Genomic DNA, 18,335 nt, shown 5'->3' on the forward strand with positions numbered 1-18,335 from the left:
AGAGCAAGACGAAGCGCTTGATGAGCTGGAACTGCCGGAATACACCGAGCAAGACGCATTGGCTGACGCGAATGCCGAGCTGGCCGAAGAAAGCTCAGAGCCAGTGGCGCAAGAAACGTTTGAAGCGCTTGATGACGAGTCGCTGCCCGAGTTCAGCGAAGAAGAGGCGTTAGCCTCATTCGAACCAGAAAAGGTTAGTGAGCAAGAGTCGGTTGAAGAAGACGTGCTCGTTTCACTAGAAGCCGAATCGGTTGATGCCCCAATTCAAGAGCAAGACGAAGCGCTTGATGAGCTGGAACTGCCGGAATACACCGAGCAAGACGCATTGGCTGACGCGAATGCCGAGCTGGCCGAAGAAAGCTCAGAGCCAGTGGCGCAAGAAACGTTTGAAGCGATTGATGACGAGTCACTGCCCGAGTTCAGCGAAGAAGAGGCGTTAGCCTCATTCGAACCAGAAAAGGTTAGTGAGCAAGAGTCGGTTGAAGAAGACGTGCTCGCTTCACTAGAAGCTGAATCGGTTGATGCCCCAGTTCAAGATCAGGACGAAGCGCTTGATGAGCTGGAACTGCCGGAATACACCGAGCAAGACGCATTGGCTGACGCGAATGCCGAGCCGGCCGAAGAAAGCTCAGAGCCAGTGGCGCAAGAAACGTTTGAAGCGATTGATGATGAGTCACTGCCCGAGTCCAGCGAAGAAGAGGCGTTAGCCTCATTCGAACCAGAAAAGGTTAGTGAGCAAGAGTCGGTTGAAGAAGACGCGCTCGCTTCACTAGAAGCCGAATCGGTTGATGCCCCAGTTCAAGAGCAGGACGAAGCGCTTGATGAGCTGGAATTGCCGGAATACACCGAGCAAGACGCATTGGCTGACGCGAATGCCGAGCTGGCCGAAGAAAGCTCAGAGCCAGTGGCGCAAGAAACGTTTGAAGCGATTGATGACGAGTCGCTACCCGAGTTCAGCGAAGAAGAGGCGTTAGCCTCATTCGAACCAGAAAAGGTTAGTGAGCAAGAGTCGGTTGAAGAAGGCGCGCTCGCTTCACTAGAAGCCGAATCGGTTGATGCCCCAGTTCAAGCACCAGAAAATAATAACCGTCATCAAGAGGCGAGCAGTGAACAATCGCAGCTGATTGCCAAAGATGAGTTTGATGAACAGGCTTTAAACGATTGGTTAAATGAAGACGATTCCTCTCAAGCACCATTTTCATTTGAGAAACCACTAGACGCACTGACCATAGACAGTGCTGGTATGAATATCGATGCCATGCTTGAAATGGGTGGCGAAGATTGGAATGGTTTTAACTTAACGCCTGATCAGCAAGCCTCAATTCCTGATGACGTTCCAGAAGAAGAGCGTGAAGTTTGGAACCAGGATATTCAGACGGAAGAGCCCGAAATTCTTGAAGAGAATTGGGCAATGCAGGATGTGTTAGATGACTTTGATGCCAAGAAAAGTCAGTACATGACTATTGATGAGCTAATGGCACAAGTCGATGATGCCGAGCAAGGAGCGATTAGTCCAGAAGATGAAGCTCTCAAGCTTGATGTTGGCTTGAATGAATTCCCTGATGTGATTGGAGATATCGGTGATGTCGATGTCGATAGCGATTCCGAGGCGTCTGGAAAACTTGATTTAGCTAAAATATACATCGAAATGAATGATGAAAAAGGTGCAATAAAATTATTGGAAGAAGCGATTGTTGATGGTAATGACGTTATTCGCCGAGAAGCAAAGACCTTGATTGATATTATCAATGGTCGAGTATAGGTGAGTTTGGAGGCAGCTTGATGCTGCCTTTTGGCATCGATTAGAATTTTGTTGTCATTACTATTATACTGCCAACCCCATTTTTAAAGAGAATTGCATCATGAGAATCGCTTTAGGTGTCGAGTATAATGGTACTCAATACTTTGGTTGGCAGCGACAACGCGACGTTAAGAGTGTCCAAGAAGAGTTAGAAAAAGCACTTGCAGTTGTCGCAAATCACCCTATTGAAGTATTGTGCGCAGGTCGTACGGACGCTGGTGTTCATGGTACGGGACAAGTTGTTCATTTTGACACTAGCGCGAATCGAAAAATGGTGGCTTGGGTAATGGGCGTCAATGCTAATTTGCCAAAAGATATTGCCGTTCGGTGGTCTAAAGAGGTTTCTGAAGATTTCCATGCGAGGTTTACGGCCACGGCTCGCCGTTACCGTTATATCATCTATAACCATGCGTATCGTCCAGCAATATTATCTTCTGGTGTTAGTCACTACCACGGTGATTTAGATGTTGAGAAGATGCAGCAAGCGGGTCAGTTCTTGCTGGGGGAAAATGATTTTACATCTTTTAGGGCTGTTCATTGCCAGTCACGAAGCCCTTGGCGAAATATCATGCACTTAAATGTGACTCGTCATGGCCATTATGTGGTGATCGATATTAAGGCGAATGCTTTTGTGCATCACATGGTACGTAATATCACAGGCAGTTTGATCACTGTTGGGCGTGGTGAACAGGAACCTCAATGGATGAAGTGGTTGTTGGAAGCAAAAGATAGAAGACTGGCCGGAGCAACCGCAAAAGCTGCAGGTCTATATTTGGTAGATGTTGATTATCCAGAAGAATTTGACCTACCAAGAGAAACGATCGGCCCTCTATTTTTAGCCGATAATTTGAACTAATTAAGAGCAACTTACTCAAAAAATTCAGTGGCGTGTGTGAGATTAAGAGTCAGAAAATAGGTACAACCAGTTTTTTGTCTACACTCAGCATTTTATATGTTCTAATCCTCACGCATAAATCCCAATTTTGTATTTCCCGCAATAACGCGGGAGAGTTAAGAATAAAAGGTCTTCCATGAGTTGGCTTGAAAAGATTTTAGAAAAAAGCAACATTGTAACTTCACGTAAAGCATCGATTCCTGAAGGTGTTTGGACTAAATGTACTTCTTGTGAACAAGTCCTTTACCACGCAGAGCTTGAACGTAATTTAGAAGTTTGTCCTAAATGTGATCATCACATGCGGATGAAAGCGCGTCGTCGTTTGGAAACGTTTCTCGACGAAGGTAATCGTGTTGAGATCGGTGAGGAACTTGAGCCTCAAGATAAACTGAAATTTAAAGATTCAAAGCGTTACAAAGAGCGTATCTCTTCAGCACAAAAGAACAGTGGTGAAAAAGATGCACTTGTTGTGATGAAAGGTGAATTACTAGGTATGCCTTTAGTCGCTTGTGCGTTTGAGTTTTCTTTCATGGGTGGTTCCATGGGCTCTGTTGTCGGAGCGCGCTTTGTTCGTGCTGTCGATGCGGCGATTGAAAACAACTGCGGCTTGGTCTGTTTTTCTGCTAGTGGTGGCGCGCGCATGCAAGAAGCGTTGATGTCATTGATGCAAATGGCAAAAACAAGCGCAGCACTTGAGCGTCTCTCTGATAAAGGTTTACCGTTTATTTCGGTAATGACCGACCCAACGATGGGTGGCGTTTCAGCGAGCCTAGCAATGCTTGGTGATATCAATATTGGTGAACCTAAAGCTTTGATCGGTTTTGCAGGTCGTCGAGTTATCGAGCAAACGGTTCGCGAAGACTTACCAGAAGGCTTCCAACGCAGTGAGTTCTTACTTGAGCACGGTGCTATCGATATGATCGTTGACCGTCGTGAAATGCGTCAGCGTGTTGGTGGATTAATAGCGAAACTAACGAATCACAGTTCTCCGTTAGTGGTTTCTGTTAACGATTCTCCTGTTGAAGCTGATTACTCTGTACCAGAAGCGAACGAAAAAGGGTAAAGTAGGCACTAACAAACTAACTGCTTAATGGTTAAAAACGTTAGATGACTCAGAACCTTATTCCTCAAGCCACATCCTCCCTAGCGGTGTGGCTTGATTATTTAGCTAATATTCACACATCAGCTATCGACCTTGGGTTGGATCGCGTTCAAGCGGTTGCCCAAAAAGCAAACCTCACTAAACCTGCCCCAACTGTTATTACGGTTGCCGGAACCAACGGCAAAGGCTCGACATGTGCGATCATGGAAGCGATCTTGCTTGATGCAGGCTATCGTGTTGGCGTTTACAGCTCCCCACACCTTATCCGTTATAATGAAAGAGTACGTATTAACGGTCTTGAACTCAGTGACGAAAAACATGCCCAGAGCTTTTCCTTTATTGAAGAGCAGCGTGGTGAAATCAGCCTAAGTTTATTTGAATTTGGTACGTTAGCTGCGTTGCGTCTTTTCCAGACGGAAAAGGTGGATGTGGTTTTGCTGGAAGTAGGGCTTGGTGGGCGATTAGATGCCACGAATGTGGTTGATCACGATGTTTCTGTTATCACCAGCTTAGCAATTGATCATGTCGATTGGCTGGGCGACGATATTAATGTCATCGGTTATGAAAAAGCGGGCATCTACCGCAGTGGTAAGCCTGCTATTTGTGGTCAGCCAAAGCCACCAGCTACGGTTGCGGCACATGCCGATGATATTGGTGCACTGCTTCACCAAGTCGGGATTCAATTTAGTTATGAATTGGTGTCTGACACGACTTGGAATTGGCGTAGTGGTCGATTTGAATTAACGCAATTGCCTGTACCAAGTTTGCCTCTACCCAATGCGGCAACAGCACTCATGGCGCTAGGTTGTGCTGAGTTGGATCTTAGTGATATCAATATTGTCAACGGTTTGAAGAATGTAACATTAGCTGGGCGTATGCAGAAAATAAGCGATGCGCCAACCATTATTTTAGATGTGGCGCACAATCCTCATTCTGCACAATATCTGGCCGATCAACTTCAACAACAATATGCGCAACGTACTATCCATATGGTTGTGGGTATGCTGCATGATAAAGATGTAGAATCGACATTAAAACAGTTACAGCCTATCAGTAGTGCTTGGTATCCTGCCTCATTAAGTGGTCCTAGAGCAGCAAAAGCTGAAGAGCTATGTAGGCACCTTGAACAATACGTAGGGCAATTTACCAATCCTGTGAGTGCATTTGAAGCGGCAATGGCACAAGCCAAAGAGAATGATGTGATAGTGGTTGTCGGTTCATTTCATACCGTTGGTGAAGTATTAGAACACTGGCAGAACAAAGGAGTATAAATGGCAAGCAAGTTCCAAAGTCGGTTAGTGGGCACGATTATTTTAGTCGCAATCGGCGTGATTGTTCTTCCGGATGTATTGGATGGAAAGAAGACCCATTATAAAGAAGAGATTGCCAGCATTCCGATCAAGCCTGACTTAGATAGTGATATGGAAGAATTCCAGATTCTTGACCCCGTGGAAGATCAAATCGCGTTGCCTGACTCACCAGTTGAGGTTACTGAGCAGAGTACCACTTCGGAAAGCAAGCCTTTACCGATTAAGGTAAAAGAGCCAACCGAGAGAAACGACTATCAAGATAGTGCTTGGATCATTCAATTGATGGCTTTAAAGAATGCTGAAAACGCCAAAAATATGGTGATCGATCTGCAAAAACGCGGTTATCAAGCTCACACCAAACAAGAAAATGGTTTTACTCGGATCATTATTGGTCCAGATGTATCCAAAAGTAAGCTTGAGCGTCAACTCCTAGAACTGGAAAAAATTACCAGTACGAAAGGTCAAATGCTCAAATTTAAACCACTAAACCCATAAGAAAACGTTTGCGTCGCGTTTTTTTCTGTTAAAATGCGCGCCAACTTAAGATGTAAGAACTCATGAATTGGTTAGATATTGTCATTTTAAGTGTGATCGGCCTATCGGCATTGATCAGTTTAGTTCGTGGCTTTGCTAAAGAAGCTTTGTCATTAGTGATATGGTTTGGTGCTTTTTTTATCGCCAGCCAGTACTACGCAAAACTTGCGGTGTATTTTACTAATATTAATGATGACATGTTTCGTAATGGCACAGCCATTGCAGCATTGTTTGTTGCAACACTCGTTGTTGGCGCGATCATCAATTATGTGATTGCTCAACTAGTACAAAAAACTGGGTTATCTGGAACTGATCGCATATTAGGTATTGTCTTTGGGGCATTGCGTGGTGTGTTAATTGTTTCTGCAGCCTTGTTTTTTATGGATGCGTTTACCGCATTCCCGAGTTCAGAGTGGTGGAAAGGGTCGCAATTGGTGCCGGAATTTAGCCGCATTATTGCTCCGTTCTTTGAGCACTTACAAGCAACATCAAGTTTTCTATCTGGCGCGATTTAGCGCCAGTTATTGTCGCAAATCGAGGATTAGGACATGTGTGGTATTGTTGGAATCGTGGGTACAACGCCTGTAAACCAGTCTATTTATGACGCGTTAACGGTATTACAGCATCGTGGCCAAGATGCCGCTGGTATTTGTACCATAGAAAGCAATCGTTTTCGTCTGCGTAAGGCGAACGGTTTAGTAAAGGATGTCTTTGAAGCGAAACACATGCAGCGTCTTCAAGGAACGGTTGGAATAGGGCATGTACGTTATCCTACTGCGGGCAGCTCTAGCGCCTCTGAAGCTCAACCTTTCTACGTAAACTCTCCTTTCGGTATCACTCTTGCTCATAACGGTAACCTTACAAACGCTAATGAAGTTCGTCAAAAGCTGTTTGAAAAAGACCGCCGTCATATCAATACCACCTCTGACTCTGAAGTACTACTTAACGTACTAGCGCATGAAATTGACACCGTAAAAGGTAATGTTACGTCAGATGATGTATTCCGTGCCGTATCAAATGTACATCGCACCATTCGTGGAGCGTACGCAGTTGTGGCGATGATTATTGGTCATGGTTTGATTGCGTTTCGTGATCCGCATGGCATTCGTCCATTGTGCTTAGGTAAGCGTGAGCTTAATGGACGCACCGAATACATGGCTGCTTCTGAATCGGTAGCGCTTGATGCTGTTGGTTTCGATTTTGTGCGTGATATTGCTCCTGGTGAAGCGGTGTATGCGACGTTTGACGGTCAACTGTTTACTAAACAATGTGCCGATAATCCAGCACTTAACCCATGCATTTTTGAATTCGTTTACTTTGCTCGTCCTGACTCGTTTATTGATAAAATTTCGGTTTACAGTGCGCGCGTTGAAATGGGTAAAAAATTGGGTGAGCGTATCAAAAATGAATATTCAGACCTTGATATTGATGTAGTCATTCCTATTCCAGAAACGTCATGTGATATCGCACTTCAAATTGCTCAGGCTATTGATATTCCATATCGTCAAGGCTTTGTAAAGAACCGTTATGTAGGTCGAACCTTTATCATGCCAGGTCAGCAACAGCGCAAAAAATCAGTGCGCCGTAAACTTAATGCGATACGTTCTGAATTTAAAGGCAAGAATGTACTGCTAGTTGATGACTCTATTGTTCGTGGTACTACATCAGAACAAATCATTGAGATGGCTCGAGACTCGGGTGCAAACAAAGTCTATATGGTTTCAGCCGCACCTGAAATTCGTTTTCCAAATGTGTACGGAATCGATATGCCAAGTGCGAATGAGTTAATTGCTCATGGCCGTGATACCGACGAAATCTGTAAACAAATTGGGGCTGATGCGCTGATATTCCAAACCATTGAAGATCTTGTCGAAGCAGTGGGTCTTGGCAATCAAGATATCGCCAAGTTTGAAGCTTCAGTTTTTAATGGCGAATATGTAACCGGTGATATCGACCAGCAATACCTTGATTACCTTGAATCGATGCGTAACGATGATTCGAAAACCGTTCGAGAAATGCAGCAAGATCTTGCCAACTTGGAACTGCATAACGAAGGTGCGTAGTTTGGCGTTGTTAAAGGCTCAATAAAAAGGCTTCCGTGATGGAAGCCTTTTTTACATTCGTAGCTTATGCAGCTTATAAAACCATGGCGGCAAGCCAACCAAAAGCGATCAATGGAATATTGTAGTGAATAAAGGTCGGTACGACCGTTTCCCAAATATGCTCATGTTGGCCATCAGCATTTAAGCCTGATGTTGGACCTAACGTGGAGTCAGAGGCAGGAGATCCTGCATCACCTAGCGCAGCCGCAGTGCCGACTAGCGCAATGGTTGCCATTGGTGAAAAACCAAATGCGATCGCAAGCGGTACATAAATAGTTGCAATAATTGGAATGGTTGAGAACGAAGAGCCAATCCCCATGGTAACTAATAGGCCAACTACGAGCATGAGCAGCGCCGCGAGTGCCTTGTTGTCACCAATAGTGGTGGATAGTGCTTCAACTAATGACTCAACACCGCCTGTTTGCTTCATTACTGCTGCAAACCCGGCTGCGGAAATCATAATAAAGCCGATCATCGCCATCATATGCACACCCTTGGTAAACACATCATGGGTTTCTTTCCATGCAATTACACCACCAAAAGTGAACACCATAAAGCCTGCCAGTGCGCCGATGATCATCGAACCCGTCGACAGTTGCGCGGCAAGGGCGGTCACAATTCCTAAGCCTGCAATAAAAATGTGCTTTTTGTTGATCGCAGTTGGTTCTGTATGAACAGTGGTGAGTTCCGTTTCTTTATACTCACGCGGTTTACGGTAAGTAAAGAAAATTGCGACCAATAAGCCAAAAATCATGCCCATTGCTGGGAATATCATCGCAACAGGCACTTGACTTGCTGTGACGCCTTCAAGCCCATTATCGCGCAGATTTTTAAGTAAGATGTTATTGAGAAAAATACCGCCAAAGCCAACAGGCAGTACCATATAAGGGGTGATTAAACCAAACGTTAACACACAAGCGACTAAACGACGGTCAAGTTTTAGTTTTGCAAAAACGCCTAGTAGAGGTGGAATTAAAATCGGGATAAAGGCGATATGAACAGGAATTACGTTTTGAGAGGACATGGTCACCAACACTAACGCAATTAATACGGCATATTTCAAACCAGTGCTGGCTGCGCTGTTTTCTTTGCCGTGGATACGCTTGATAACGCTTTGAGCTAATAAATCAGTAATACCTGATTTGGAAATTGCCACTGCAAAAGTCCCTAACATAGCGTAGCTTAATGCGATGGTTGCACCACCACCTAAGCCACTTTCAAATGCAGAAACAGCGTCGTTTAAACTCATCCCTGCAACTAAACCACCGACTATCGCACTGAATGTCAGAGCAACCACGACATTCACACGCATCAGTGCTAATAGCAGCATGATACATACAGAAATTACTACAGGATTCATATTTTTCTCGGTTAGTTGTGTTTACTTATTATCATCTGATGGTTCAATAAGTGGCCAGCCTCCTAAGGCTTTCCATTTATTGACGATGCCACAAAAAAGTTCGGCTGTTTTTTGGGTATCGTAGAGCGCTGAATGCGCTTCTTTGTTGTCAAAATCCATCCCCGCAGATTTACACGCTTTGGCTAGCACGGTTTGGCCATATGCCAAACCACTGAGAGCGGCAGTATCAAACGTTGCAAAGGGGTGGAAAGGAACTCGTTTTAGCTTACAGCGTTCGCTGGCGGCCATGACAAAGTTAAGATCAAAAGTCGCGTTATGTGCCACCATAATGGCACGGCTACAATCATTATCTTTCTGTTCTTTGCGCACTAACTTATAAATTTCTTTGAGCGCTTCAGACTCACTCACAGCACCGCGTAAAGGGCTAAAAGGGTCTCGAATACCATTAAATTCGAGCGCTTCTTTTTCAAGGTTGGCACCTTCAAAAGGCTCTACATGAAAATGAATCGTCGATGCTGGGTGGAGGTCGCCATGTTCATCCATACGTAATGTAATGGCGCAGATCTCTAATAGTGCATCGGTTTTTGCATTGAAACCGGCCGTTTCTACATCAATAACGACGGGGAAATAACCACGAAAACGTTTTTTCAATGTCAATGCTTCATTTATGTCAGTCATGCTAGCTCTTGTTTGTGTGACAGGGCTGGCATTATTGCAGATTCTCTCTACGATAAAAACCGAACATGTGAATAAAAAGCCATTTATCTGAGGAGGATTTGCATACGTTACTGCCACACTGAACACTTCTAGTTGCTAGGGTGTAACAATTAGTGTGGCTAGATTTTTGCATAACTTGATACAATGGAAAACCAAGTGGCAATTGACCGCCACCATTGCAGTACCGCTCGGAGAATACAGCCATTATGAATAAATGGGTTATCGCTACTATTTTTACTACATTCGCTTTAAATTCTGTTGCGACATTTGCGATGGAAAAGCGTTATGTGGCAACGCCGCAGCAGTCTACGTGGCAAATGGTGGCTAATACACCACTGGAATGTCGCTTAGTACATCCTATCCCTAATTATGGTGATGCCGAGTTCTCTTCACGAGCAAACAAAAAGATAAATCTCGATTTTGAACTAAAAATGCGTCGCCCAATGGGTGAAACCCGTAATGTGAGTTTAGTTTCATTACCACCAAGTTGGCGTCCGGGAGAAAGTGCTGATCGTATTACGACATTGCAATTTTTTAAGCAGTTTGATGGCTATATTGGTGGGCAAACCGCGTGGAGTTTACTCAGTGAATTAGAGAAAGGACGTTACCCGACGTTTAGTTATCAAGATTGGCAAAGCAGAGATCAGCGCATCGAAGTAGCACTATCATCAGTGCTGTTCCAAGAGAAATACAATATATTTAGCGATTGTGTGAGCAATTTGCTGCCGTACAGCTTTGAAGACATTTCCTTTACGATTTTGCATTACGACCGTGATAACGTACAACTCAATAAAGCATCGCAAAAACGACTCGCGCAAATTGCAGAATATATCCGTTATAACCAAGACATCGACTTAGTTTTGGTTTCAACCTATACCGATTCAGTGGATGGTAAGAGCGTAAGCCAAGATCTCTCAGAACGTCGAGCTGAAGTCTTAAGGGATTATTTTAAATCATTAGGTTTACCTGAAGACCGCATTCAAGTGCAAGGTTATGGTAAGCGCAGACCAATCGCTGATAACGCATCACCAATCGGCAAAGATAAAAACCGAAGAGTGGTTATCTCATTGGGACGAACACTGATCTAATCCAGCTCAATAGATATAGAAAAAGCAGCGATGGCTGCTTTTTCTATATCTAGCTTATGCTTAATTAGCCTTCTAATCCCGCTGAAGCTTGCTTGTTTTGAATAAGTTCAATCATGTAGCCGTCAGGGTCTTTTATAAAAGCGATGTGGGTCGTACCGCCTTTTACTGGCCCTGCTTCACGAGTGACATTACCGCCAGCCGCTTTAATCGCGTCACAGGTTGTGTAGACATCTTCGACACCAATGGCTATGTGGCCAAATGCATTGCCAGGGTCATAGCTGGTGGTGCCCCAGTTATAGGTCAGTTCTATCACTGCGCCTTGTGACTCATCACCATAACCCAGGAACGCTAATGTGTACTTATACTCAGTGTTTTCATTGGTACGCAGTAACTGCATACCCATAACTTTGGTGTAAAACTCGATAGATTTATCTAAATCACCGACGCGTAGCATAGTGTGCAAAATACGACTATTTGACATGATGGGCTCCTAGCTTCTTGGCAAGTTTTTATAGTTCAGTTTTTTCTTTGTATTCACAAAGGTCTTCAATAATACAGCTACCGCAACGGGGCTTTCTTGCCACACAGGTGTAGCGACCATGAAGAATCAACCAATGGTGAACGTCAATTTTGAATTCTTTAGGGACGACTTTTAGCAGTTTTTGCTCGACGTCATCAACGTTTTTACCAACTGCAAATTTTGTACGATTCGAAACACGGAAAATATGTGTATCTACCGCGATAGTCGGCCAGCCGAAAGCGGTGTTGAGGACGACATTTGCCGTTTTCCGCCCGACACCGGGGAGCGATTCTAATGCTTCTCGATTCTCAGGAACCTCACCATGATAGTGGTCGAGTAAAATTCGACAGGTTTTAATCACATTCTCAGCTTTGGAGTTAAATAACCCAATGGTTTTTATATACTCTTTCAGTCCCTCAACACCCAAATCGAAAATAGCCTGTGGGGTGTTGGCAATCGGGTAGAGCTTGTCCGTTGCTTTGTTGACGCTGACATCCGTCGCTTGAGCGGAAAGCAATACTGAAATAAGCAGCTCAAAAGGTGTTGTCCATTTGAGTTCAGTTTCCGGTTTAGGGTTGTTTTCCCTTAAGCGTTCGAGAATCTCGACTCGTTTGCTATTGTTCATCGTGCTGGCTGCTTCCTTTGTATTTTGACTTATATTAGGCGTTGGTCACACGTGCTCGTTCTATGGCTGGCTTTTGTTCTTTTGGCTGGCGAGCAGCAATATTACTATCGATAATGTTTTTAGCCGCAATCAAAAAACCGACCCCAATAAACGCACCAGGTGGAAGCAGGGCAAGCAAGAAGCTGTTATCAAAATGGAATATTTCGATACGCAGCATGGTCGCCCAATCTCCTAGCAATAAATCGGCGCCATCAAACAGTGTGCCATTGCCAATCACTTCGCGCATTGCACCTAGAACCACTAAAATAGTGGTCATACCCATTCCCATCCAAAATCCATCTTGAGCAGAAGGTAATACTGCATTTTTTGATGCAAATGCTTCAGCGCGGCCAATGATGATGCAGTTGGTGACAATGAGAGGAATGAAGATCCCAAGCGAGAGATACAAGCCGTAAGCGTAAGCGTTCATCAACAATTGCACGCAGGTAACCAGTGCGGCGATGATCATCACAAAGACGGGGATACGAACTTCTTTTGGTACGTAATCTCTCACCAAAGATACAGTGACATTAGAGCACACCAGAACTAATAAGGTTGCGATGCCCAAACCTAAGGCATTGGTCACGGTTGACGATACGGCAAGCAATGGACATAACCCAAGTTGCTGTACTAACGCTGGGTTGTTGCTCCACATACCATTTTTAATTAGCGTTTTGTGGTCAGTCATCATTGGCTCCTTGGCAGTCAAAAGGTTGAGCTAATAACTGTTCACGGTTGTTGTTAACAAAAGCAACCGTATTTTTCACTGCTTTCACTACCGCTCTTGGTGTGATAGTTGCGCCAGTGAACTGGTCAAATTGTCCACCATCTTTGCGCACCTTCCAAGTATCCAGATTCTGTGCGGTCACTTGTTTGCCTGTGAAATTCAATATCCAGTCTGTGACACGCAGGTCGATTTTGTCACCCAGCCCCGGAGTTTCTTGATGCGCTAAAACTCGCGTGCCAGTGATCGTTCCATCTTGTTGGATACCTATAATGATTTTTATTGCACCGTTATAGCCATCAGGCGCGATTGCTTCAATCGCTAACGCGCTCGGCTGACCGTTGAGTGTTGCAATATAAGCATGCATCTGCTGCTCAGTTCCTAGTGCTGGGTCTTTAACCAGTGTACAGGATTTATATAGCTCATTATCATGTGCATCATGAGCAATGACTTGGTTGAGGATCGACTGCAACTGCGCTTGCTCTTGTCTGCTTATTTGCTCTTCAGTGAGATACTGAGTTAAGGCTACAACGCCTGTCGAAGCACAAGCAAAGATAGCAAGGATCAAACCGTTTTTACGAATGGCGGTTAACATAGTGCTCCTTAATGACCATAAGTACGAGGTTTAGTGTAGTAGTCGATCAACGGTACACACATGTTTGCTAGCAATACGGCAAAGGCAACGCCATCGGGAAAACCACCCCAACTGCGAATAACAAAGACCATCATGCCAATGAATGCACCGTAAATAAGACGACCTTTTACTGTGGTCGAGGCGGTGACAGGATCGGTGGCGATAAAGAATGCCCCCAACATTGTTGCACCAGAAAGTAAATGAATCAGCGGTGATGCTGTTGTTCCTGGAGCAATGAGTTGAGTGATAAGGCTGGCACACAGCAAACCACCCAGCACAGCAACAGGAATATGCCAATTAATGACGCGCAGCTTTATTAGCAGTAGTCCACCGGCTAGATAGGCGAGGTTGACCCATTCCCAACCAATACCCGCTAAGCCACTAAATTGTGGATGCGTCATGGCTTCAGACACAGTTTGACCTGCGCGCAGTGATGTTTTTACCGAATCTAATGGTGTTGCCATAGTAACGCCATCAATGCCGGTTCGAATTTGTTGTAGTGAAAGCCCTTCAATATTAAAGCCGCTAAAAATGAGTAAAAATGCATCACTAAATGAAATGGGCTCTGGTGCCAATGCGTTCGGTGCTATCCAACTGGTCATCTGTACTGGAAATGAGATCAGCAAAACCACATAAGCAACCATTGCTGGGTTGAAGGGGTTTTGTCCGATTCCGCCATATAGATGCTTTGCGATCACAATGGCAAAAAGCAGACCAATAAACAGCACCCACCAAGGTGACATCGGAGGAATGGCAATAGCTAACAACCATGCGGTGACCAATGCGCTGTAATCACTCAGTGAGCGAGTTGGGTTGCGTTTGCGCAGCAGCATTACTCCGGCTTCAAGTGATAAAGCAATCACAATGGCCAATATGAGCTGAATAATAGTGCCCCAACCGAAGAAATAACTTTGTGCAATCAGTCCAGGGATAGCGCATAAAGCTACCCACTTCATCAAGTCTGAGGTGCTGCGCTTACTGTGCGCGTGGGGGGAGCTGGCAATAAAAAAGGCCACTACTCATTCTCCTCATTGTTTTCATTAACTTGTTTTTTTTGTTGGGCTTTACGTGCTTTAGCACGCGCAATGGCCGCCGCTACCGCGGCTTTTTTCGGGTCGTCTTGCTCAGTTGGTTCCACTGGTGTTTGAGTGTGTGACGGCTCTGTTTGTTGCTCTGCTTTACGTGCTTTAGCTCGGGCAATGGCCGCCGCTACCGCGGCTTTTTTCGGGTCGTCTTGCTCAGCCGGTTCCACTGGTGTTTGAGTGTGTGACAGCTCTGTTTGTTGCTCTGCTTTGCGCGCTTTAGCTCGTGCAATGGCCGCTGCTATCGCGGCTTTTTTCGGGTCGTCTTGCTCAGCCGGTTCCACTGGTGTTTGAGTGTGTGACAGCTCTGTTTGTTGCTCTGCTTTGCGTGCTTTAGCTCGTGCAATGGCCGCTGCTACCGCGGCTTTTTTCGGGTCGTCTTGCTCAGTTGGTTCCACTGGTGTTTGAGTGTGTGACGGCTCTGTTTGTTGCTCGGCTTTACGCGCTTTAGCACGCGCAATGGCCGCCGCTACCGCGACTTTTTTCGGGTCGTCTTGCTCAGTCGGTTCCACTGGTGTTTGAGTTTGTGACAGCTCTGTTTGTTGCTCGGTTTTGCGTGCTTTAGCCCGTGCAATGGCCGCAGCCACTGCCGATTTTTTATCCGTAGTGTCAGTAACCACAGGCTCTTCGGCACCGCTCGATTGCGCTTTTCGCTCTCTTGCTTGGCGTTTTCGCTCTTCTCGGAGCTTTATCATTTCAGAATTGTCAGGTTGCGTTTCGCCTGCTTGAAGTGCTTGCGCCTGTTTAGCTTTTGCTCTGGCTATAGCGGCTGCCACTGCAGGTTTAACGTCAGGTGAATCCTTAGTTTCAGCTTGGGCTTTTTGTGCTTTAACGCGTGCGATAGCGGCTGCAACAGCATCATCACCACCTGTTTTTTTCATCTCTTGACGGCGTTCATCAGCGGCTTTCTTAAAGCGATTTTCACGCTCAGCTTTATCTCTTTCTAAGCGTGCTTTTTTCTCTTCAAAGCGTAGCTTGGCCCGCTCTGCTGCTTCAGCTTCTTGCTTACGTGTTTTTATTTCCGCTTTTGCTTGACGATAATACTGCACCAAAGGAATTTCACTAGGGCACACATAAGCGCATGCACCACACTCAATACAGTCCTGTAGATGCAGTTCTTCACACTTGTCATATTCTTGTGCTTTTGCATGCCATTGCAGTTGTTGGGGGAGTAATGATGCGGGACAAACTTCAGCACATTGCCCACAGCGAATACATTCCATTTCGTGTTGTGACGATGCAATTTCTTTACGTGTAGGAGCAAGAATACAGTTGGTTGTTTTGGTGATGGGCACCTGAGAGTGAGGCAAGGTAAAGCCCATCATTGGGCCACCCATAATCAACCTCGGCAGTTTTTTATCAGCGGTATAACCAAACTGCTCCAGTAAATGTTGCACGGAAGTGCCTAGTAATACCCATACATTACGAGGTTGCTTGAACGTCTTGCCAGTTAGTGTCACCACTCGGTTGATTAACGGCTCACCGTTAATTACAGCACGCTTAATAGCATACATTGACCCAACATTTTGCACCATAAGTCCGATATCAGCTGGAATTTTCCCGACGGGAACTTCTTGGTTAGTCAGCAGCTTAATCATCTGCTTTTCGCCACCAGACGGGTATTTAGTTGGGATAACGCGGATCACGATGTTTTTATTAATAGCCGCTTTTTCTAATGCTCGAATTGCTTCGGGTTTGTTATCTTCAATACCAATGATGGTCAATTTTGGTTTGAGTATGTGTTCAACGATGCTAATGCCTAGGATGATTTCTTCTGCATGTTGCTGCATCAAAACGTCATCGGCGGTAATGTAAGGTTCACACTCGGCCGCATTAATGATCAGTATTTCTGTGCGAGCCAAGCCCGATTGTATTTTTTTAGCTGTTGGGAAGCCTGCGCCACCTAGCCCTGAAATACCCGCTTGGCGAATTACTTCAATCAGTTGCTCTGGTGTTTTCTGCTGGTAATCAGCTATAGGAGTGCGCGCGATCCATTCATCTTGTTGGTCTGCTGTTATGACGATACACATTTCGCTCAGCCCTGAAGGGTGTGCGGTAGTACGTGGTTCAATTGCAGAAATTGTTCCCGAGGTAGGGGCATGCACAGGCAGCATGAAGGTCGATGTATACTGGGTTAAAGGTTGTCCTTTCAGTACACGCTCACCAACCGTTACCAGTAAATCACCTGCGCGGCCAATATGTTGCTTTAAAGGCAACACGATTTCGTTGGGAATGGATGCGGCAATCAATGGTGTTTGGTTTGATTGACGTTTATTTTCTGGTGGGTGAATGCCGCCAGGAAAATTCCAAAGCGCACCCGTTCTAATTTGTTCAATTAATGGCAACATACCAGTCCTTAATTCACGCTTTTCTGCGATTGAGATGCAGAATCGGTAACATCAACAACAGGAATGGCGTTCATTTGCCACTTCCAAGTATCGGTGGTTTGTTCTACTGGAATCATTTCAATACAGTCAGTTGGACAAGGCGCAACACAGAGGTCACAGCCAGTACATTCCGATTTTATAACGGTATGCAGTGCTTTAGTGCCGCCGACAATCGCATCCACAGGGCAAGCTTGAATGCATTTTGTGCAGCCGATGCACATATCTTCATGAATAAATGCAACGGTTTTCACTTTATTATCAAGGTCGTGGGCTGACTCTTCTGCTTCGACGCCCATTAAATCGGCCAGTTTTTCGATGGTTGCCTGGCCACCTGGTGGGCATTTATTGATTTTGTCTCCGCCAGCGATGGCTTCAGCGTAAGGACGACAACCTGGGTATCCACATTGCCCGCATTGAGTTTGCGGTAAAATAGCGTCAATTTGATCGACGATAGGGTCGGCCTCCACTTTAAAGCGGATAGAAGCAAAGCCCAAAATGGCACCAAAAATGGCGGCTAGAGCAGCAAGCGCGAGAACAGCGATTAGTATCGTACTCATATTACAGTTTCACTAACCCCGTAAAGCCCATAAAAGCAAGAGACATAAGACCTGCGGTAATCATCGCGATAGAGGCCCCTTTAAAAGGCGTGGGTACATCGGCCACGCTGATGCGTTCACGCATTGAGGCAAACAGAATCAATACCAATGAAAACCCGACGGCAGCACCAAACCCATAAATAATAGACTGAATAAAATTGTGGTTCTCGTTGATATTAAGCAGAGCCACACCCAAAACAGCGCAGTTAGTGGTGATCAAAGGAAGAAAAATACCAAGTAGGCGATACAACGTTGGGCTAGTTTTGTGTACCACCATTTCGGTAAATTGCACCACTACCGCAATAACTAATATAAAGCTCATCGTGCGCAGGTATTCAATGCCTAATGGGTGGAGTATGTAGTTTTCAACTAGGTAGGCACACACAGAGGCTAAGGTTAGTACGAATGTCGTCGCCAACCCCATGCCTATTGCCGTTTCTAGTTTTTTTGAGACACCCATAAAAGGGCAAAGCCCCAAAAACTTTACCAGTACAAAGTTGTTGACCAGTACTGTGCCAACTAACAACAAAAAATATTCGGTCATAGTTATATCAATCTTAAATTCCGATCCGGTCATTATCGTGCTTTGCAAGGGTAATAACAACCAAGGAAAGATAAGGTTTTATACCTTTGGCGGAAATCTATACGCTTTCGCGCCAAACTTACCGCATGAGGTTGATTGCCATAGCTAATATAAGCGTTGGGCTTGATGGCTATTATACCACTCTACTATTTGGCATCATGGCTTTGGAGCAAAGTTGTAGTTGTTCTCAAAGTTATGCTTTGAAATACATTTCTTGCTCGATATCCCTCATTCCA

18 protein-coding genes are annotated in these 18,335 nt (G+C 45.1%); 8 read left to right on the plus strand and 10 right to left on the minus strand.

The genetic code is table 11. From position 1 onward, the window contains the following. The 7 genes from HGG78_RS01650 to purF form a co-directional block, all read left to right on the plus strand. A partial coding sequence (locus tag HGG78_RS01650) for a FimV/HubP family polar landmark protein (protein ID WP_277355106.1) occupies positions 1–1,762 on the plus strand: 1,762 nt, incomplete at its 5' end. A gap of 100 nt (positions 1,763–1,862) precedes the next feature. Further along, positions 1,863–2,657, plus strand: a complete 795-nt coding sequence (truA, locus tag HGG78_RS01655) for a tRNA pseudouridine(38-40) synthase TruA (RefSeq protein ID WP_168522889.1) — start codon at positions 1,863–1,865, stop codon at positions 2,655–2,657. Between the two features lie 175 nt (positions 2,658–2,832). After that, positions 2,833–3,759, plus strand: a complete 927-nt coding sequence (gene accD / locus HGG78_RS01660; protein ID WP_053310228.1) for an acetyl-CoA carboxylase, carboxyltransferase subunit beta — start codon at positions 2,833–2,835, stop codon at positions 3,757–3,759. Between the two features lie 44 nt (positions 3,760–3,803). Continuing rightward, entirely contained in the window at positions 3,804–5,069 is a 1,266-nt protein-coding gene (gene folC / locus HGG78_RS01665) for a bifunctional tetrahydrofolate synthase/dihydrofolate synthase (RefSeq protein ID WP_172531901.1), read from the plus strand. Further along, entirely contained in the window at positions 5,070–5,603 is a 534-nt protein-coding gene (locus HGG78_RS01670; RefSeq protein ID WP_053310226.1) for an SPOR domain-containing protein, read from the plus strand. It abuts the gene before it with no gap. A gap of 62 nt (positions 5,604–5,665) precedes the next feature. After that, positions 5,666–6,157: a CvpA family protein gene (locus HGG78_RS01675; RefSeq protein ID WP_053310225.1), complete on the plus strand. Its 492-nt coding sequence runs from the start codon at positions 5,666–5,668 to the stop codon at positions 6,155–6,157. Between the two features lie 33 nt (positions 6,158–6,190). Beyond that, entirely contained in the window at positions 6,191–7,705 is a 1,515-nt protein-coding gene (gene purF / locus HGG78_RS01680; protein ID WP_053310224.1) for an amidophosphoribosyltransferase, read from the plus strand. 73 nt (positions 7,706–7,778) lie between these two features. Here purF and HGG78_RS01685 read toward each other — a convergent pair whose 3' ends face one another. After that, entirely contained in the window at positions 7,779–9,104 is a 1,326-nt protein-coding gene (locus HGG78_RS01685) for a Na+/H+ antiporter family protein (RefSeq protein WP_053310223.1), read from the minus strand. 21 nt (positions 9,105–9,125) lie between these two features. Beyond that, positions 9,126–9,782, minus strand: a complete 657-nt coding sequence (gene rnt, locus HGG78_RS01690) for a ribonuclease T (protein WP_053310222.1) — start codon at positions 9,780–9,782, stop codon at positions 9,126–9,128. Positions 9,783–10,027: 245 nt separating this feature from the next. On the opposite strand from rnt, the gene motY reads away from it, so the two are divergent. Continuing rightward, the gene (gene motY, locus HGG78_RS01695) at positions 10,028–10,909 is read left to right on the plus strand and encodes a flagellar protein MotY (RefSeq protein WP_053310221.1); all 882 of its coding nucleotides are present in this window, start codon (positions 10,028–10,030) and stop codon (positions 10,907–10,909) included. Between the two features lie 64 nt (positions 10,910–10,973). Here motY and gloA read toward each other — a convergent pair whose 3' ends face one another. The 8 genes from gloA to rsxA are packed head-to-tail and all read right to left on the minus strand — an operon-like array spanning position 10,974 to position 18,060. After that, positions 10,974–11,390: a lactoylglutathione lyase gene (gene gloA / locus HGG78_RS01700; protein ID WP_053310220.1), complete on the minus strand. Its 417-nt coding sequence runs from the start codon at positions 11,388–11,390 to the stop codon at positions 10,974–10,976. 28 nt (positions 11,391–11,418) lie between these two features. Continuing rightward, complete coding sequence (nth, locus tag HGG78_RS01705) at positions 11,419–12,054, minus strand: endonuclease III (protein ID WP_171981097.1); 636 nt, start codon at positions 12,052–12,054, stop codon at positions 11,419–11,421. A gap of 34 nt (positions 12,055–12,088) precedes the next feature. After that, positions 12,089–12,781 carry an electron transport complex subunit E gene (locus HGG78_RS01710; protein WP_172531969.1) on the minus strand — a complete coding sequence of 231 codons (693 nt, stop codon included), beginning with the start codon at positions 12,779–12,781 and terminating at the stop codon, positions 12,089–12,091. After that, the gene (gene rsxG / locus HGG78_RS01715) at positions 12,774–13,412 is read right to left on the minus strand and encodes an electron transport complex subunit RsxG (protein ID WP_172531902.1); all 639 of its coding nucleotides are present in this window, start codon (positions 13,410–13,412) and stop codon (positions 12,774–12,776) included. The genes HGG78_RS01710 and rsxG overlap by 8 nt, the downstream gene beginning before the upstream one ends. 8 nt (positions 13,413–13,420) lie before the next feature. Further along, positions 13,421–14,467: an electron transport complex subunit RsxD gene (gene rsxD, locus HGG78_RS01720; RefSeq protein WP_172531903.1), complete on the minus strand. Its 1,047-nt coding sequence runs from the start codon at positions 14,465–14,467 to the stop codon at positions 13,421–13,423. Further along, the gene (gene rsxC, locus HGG78_RS01725) at positions 14,467–16,881 is read right to left on the minus strand and encodes an electron transport complex subunit RsxC (protein WP_172531904.1); all 2,415 of its coding nucleotides are present in this window, start codon (positions 16,879–16,881) and stop codon (positions 14,467–14,469) included. The genes rsxD and rsxC overlap by 1 nt, the downstream gene beginning before the upstream one ends. A gap of 8 nt (positions 16,882–16,889) precedes the next feature. Further along, entirely contained in the window at positions 16,890–17,477 is a 588-nt protein-coding gene (gene rsxB / locus HGG78_RS01730) for an electron transport complex subunit RsxB (protein ID WP_053310214.1), read from the minus strand. A gap of 1 nt (position 17,478) precedes the next feature. After that, positions 17,479–18,060: an electron transport complex subunit RsxA gene (gene rsxA, locus HGG78_RS01735; RefSeq protein WP_053310213.1), complete on the minus strand. Its 582-nt coding sequence runs from the start codon at positions 18,058–18,060 to the stop codon at positions 17,479–17,481. Positions 18,061–18,335: the final 275 nt, after the last annotated feature.

It is taken from the genome of Vibrio aestuarianus (assembly GCF_012395185.1).
GTDB lineage: Bacteria > Pseudomonadota > Gammaproteobacteria > Enterobacterales > Vibrionaceae > Vibrio > Vibrio aestuarianus.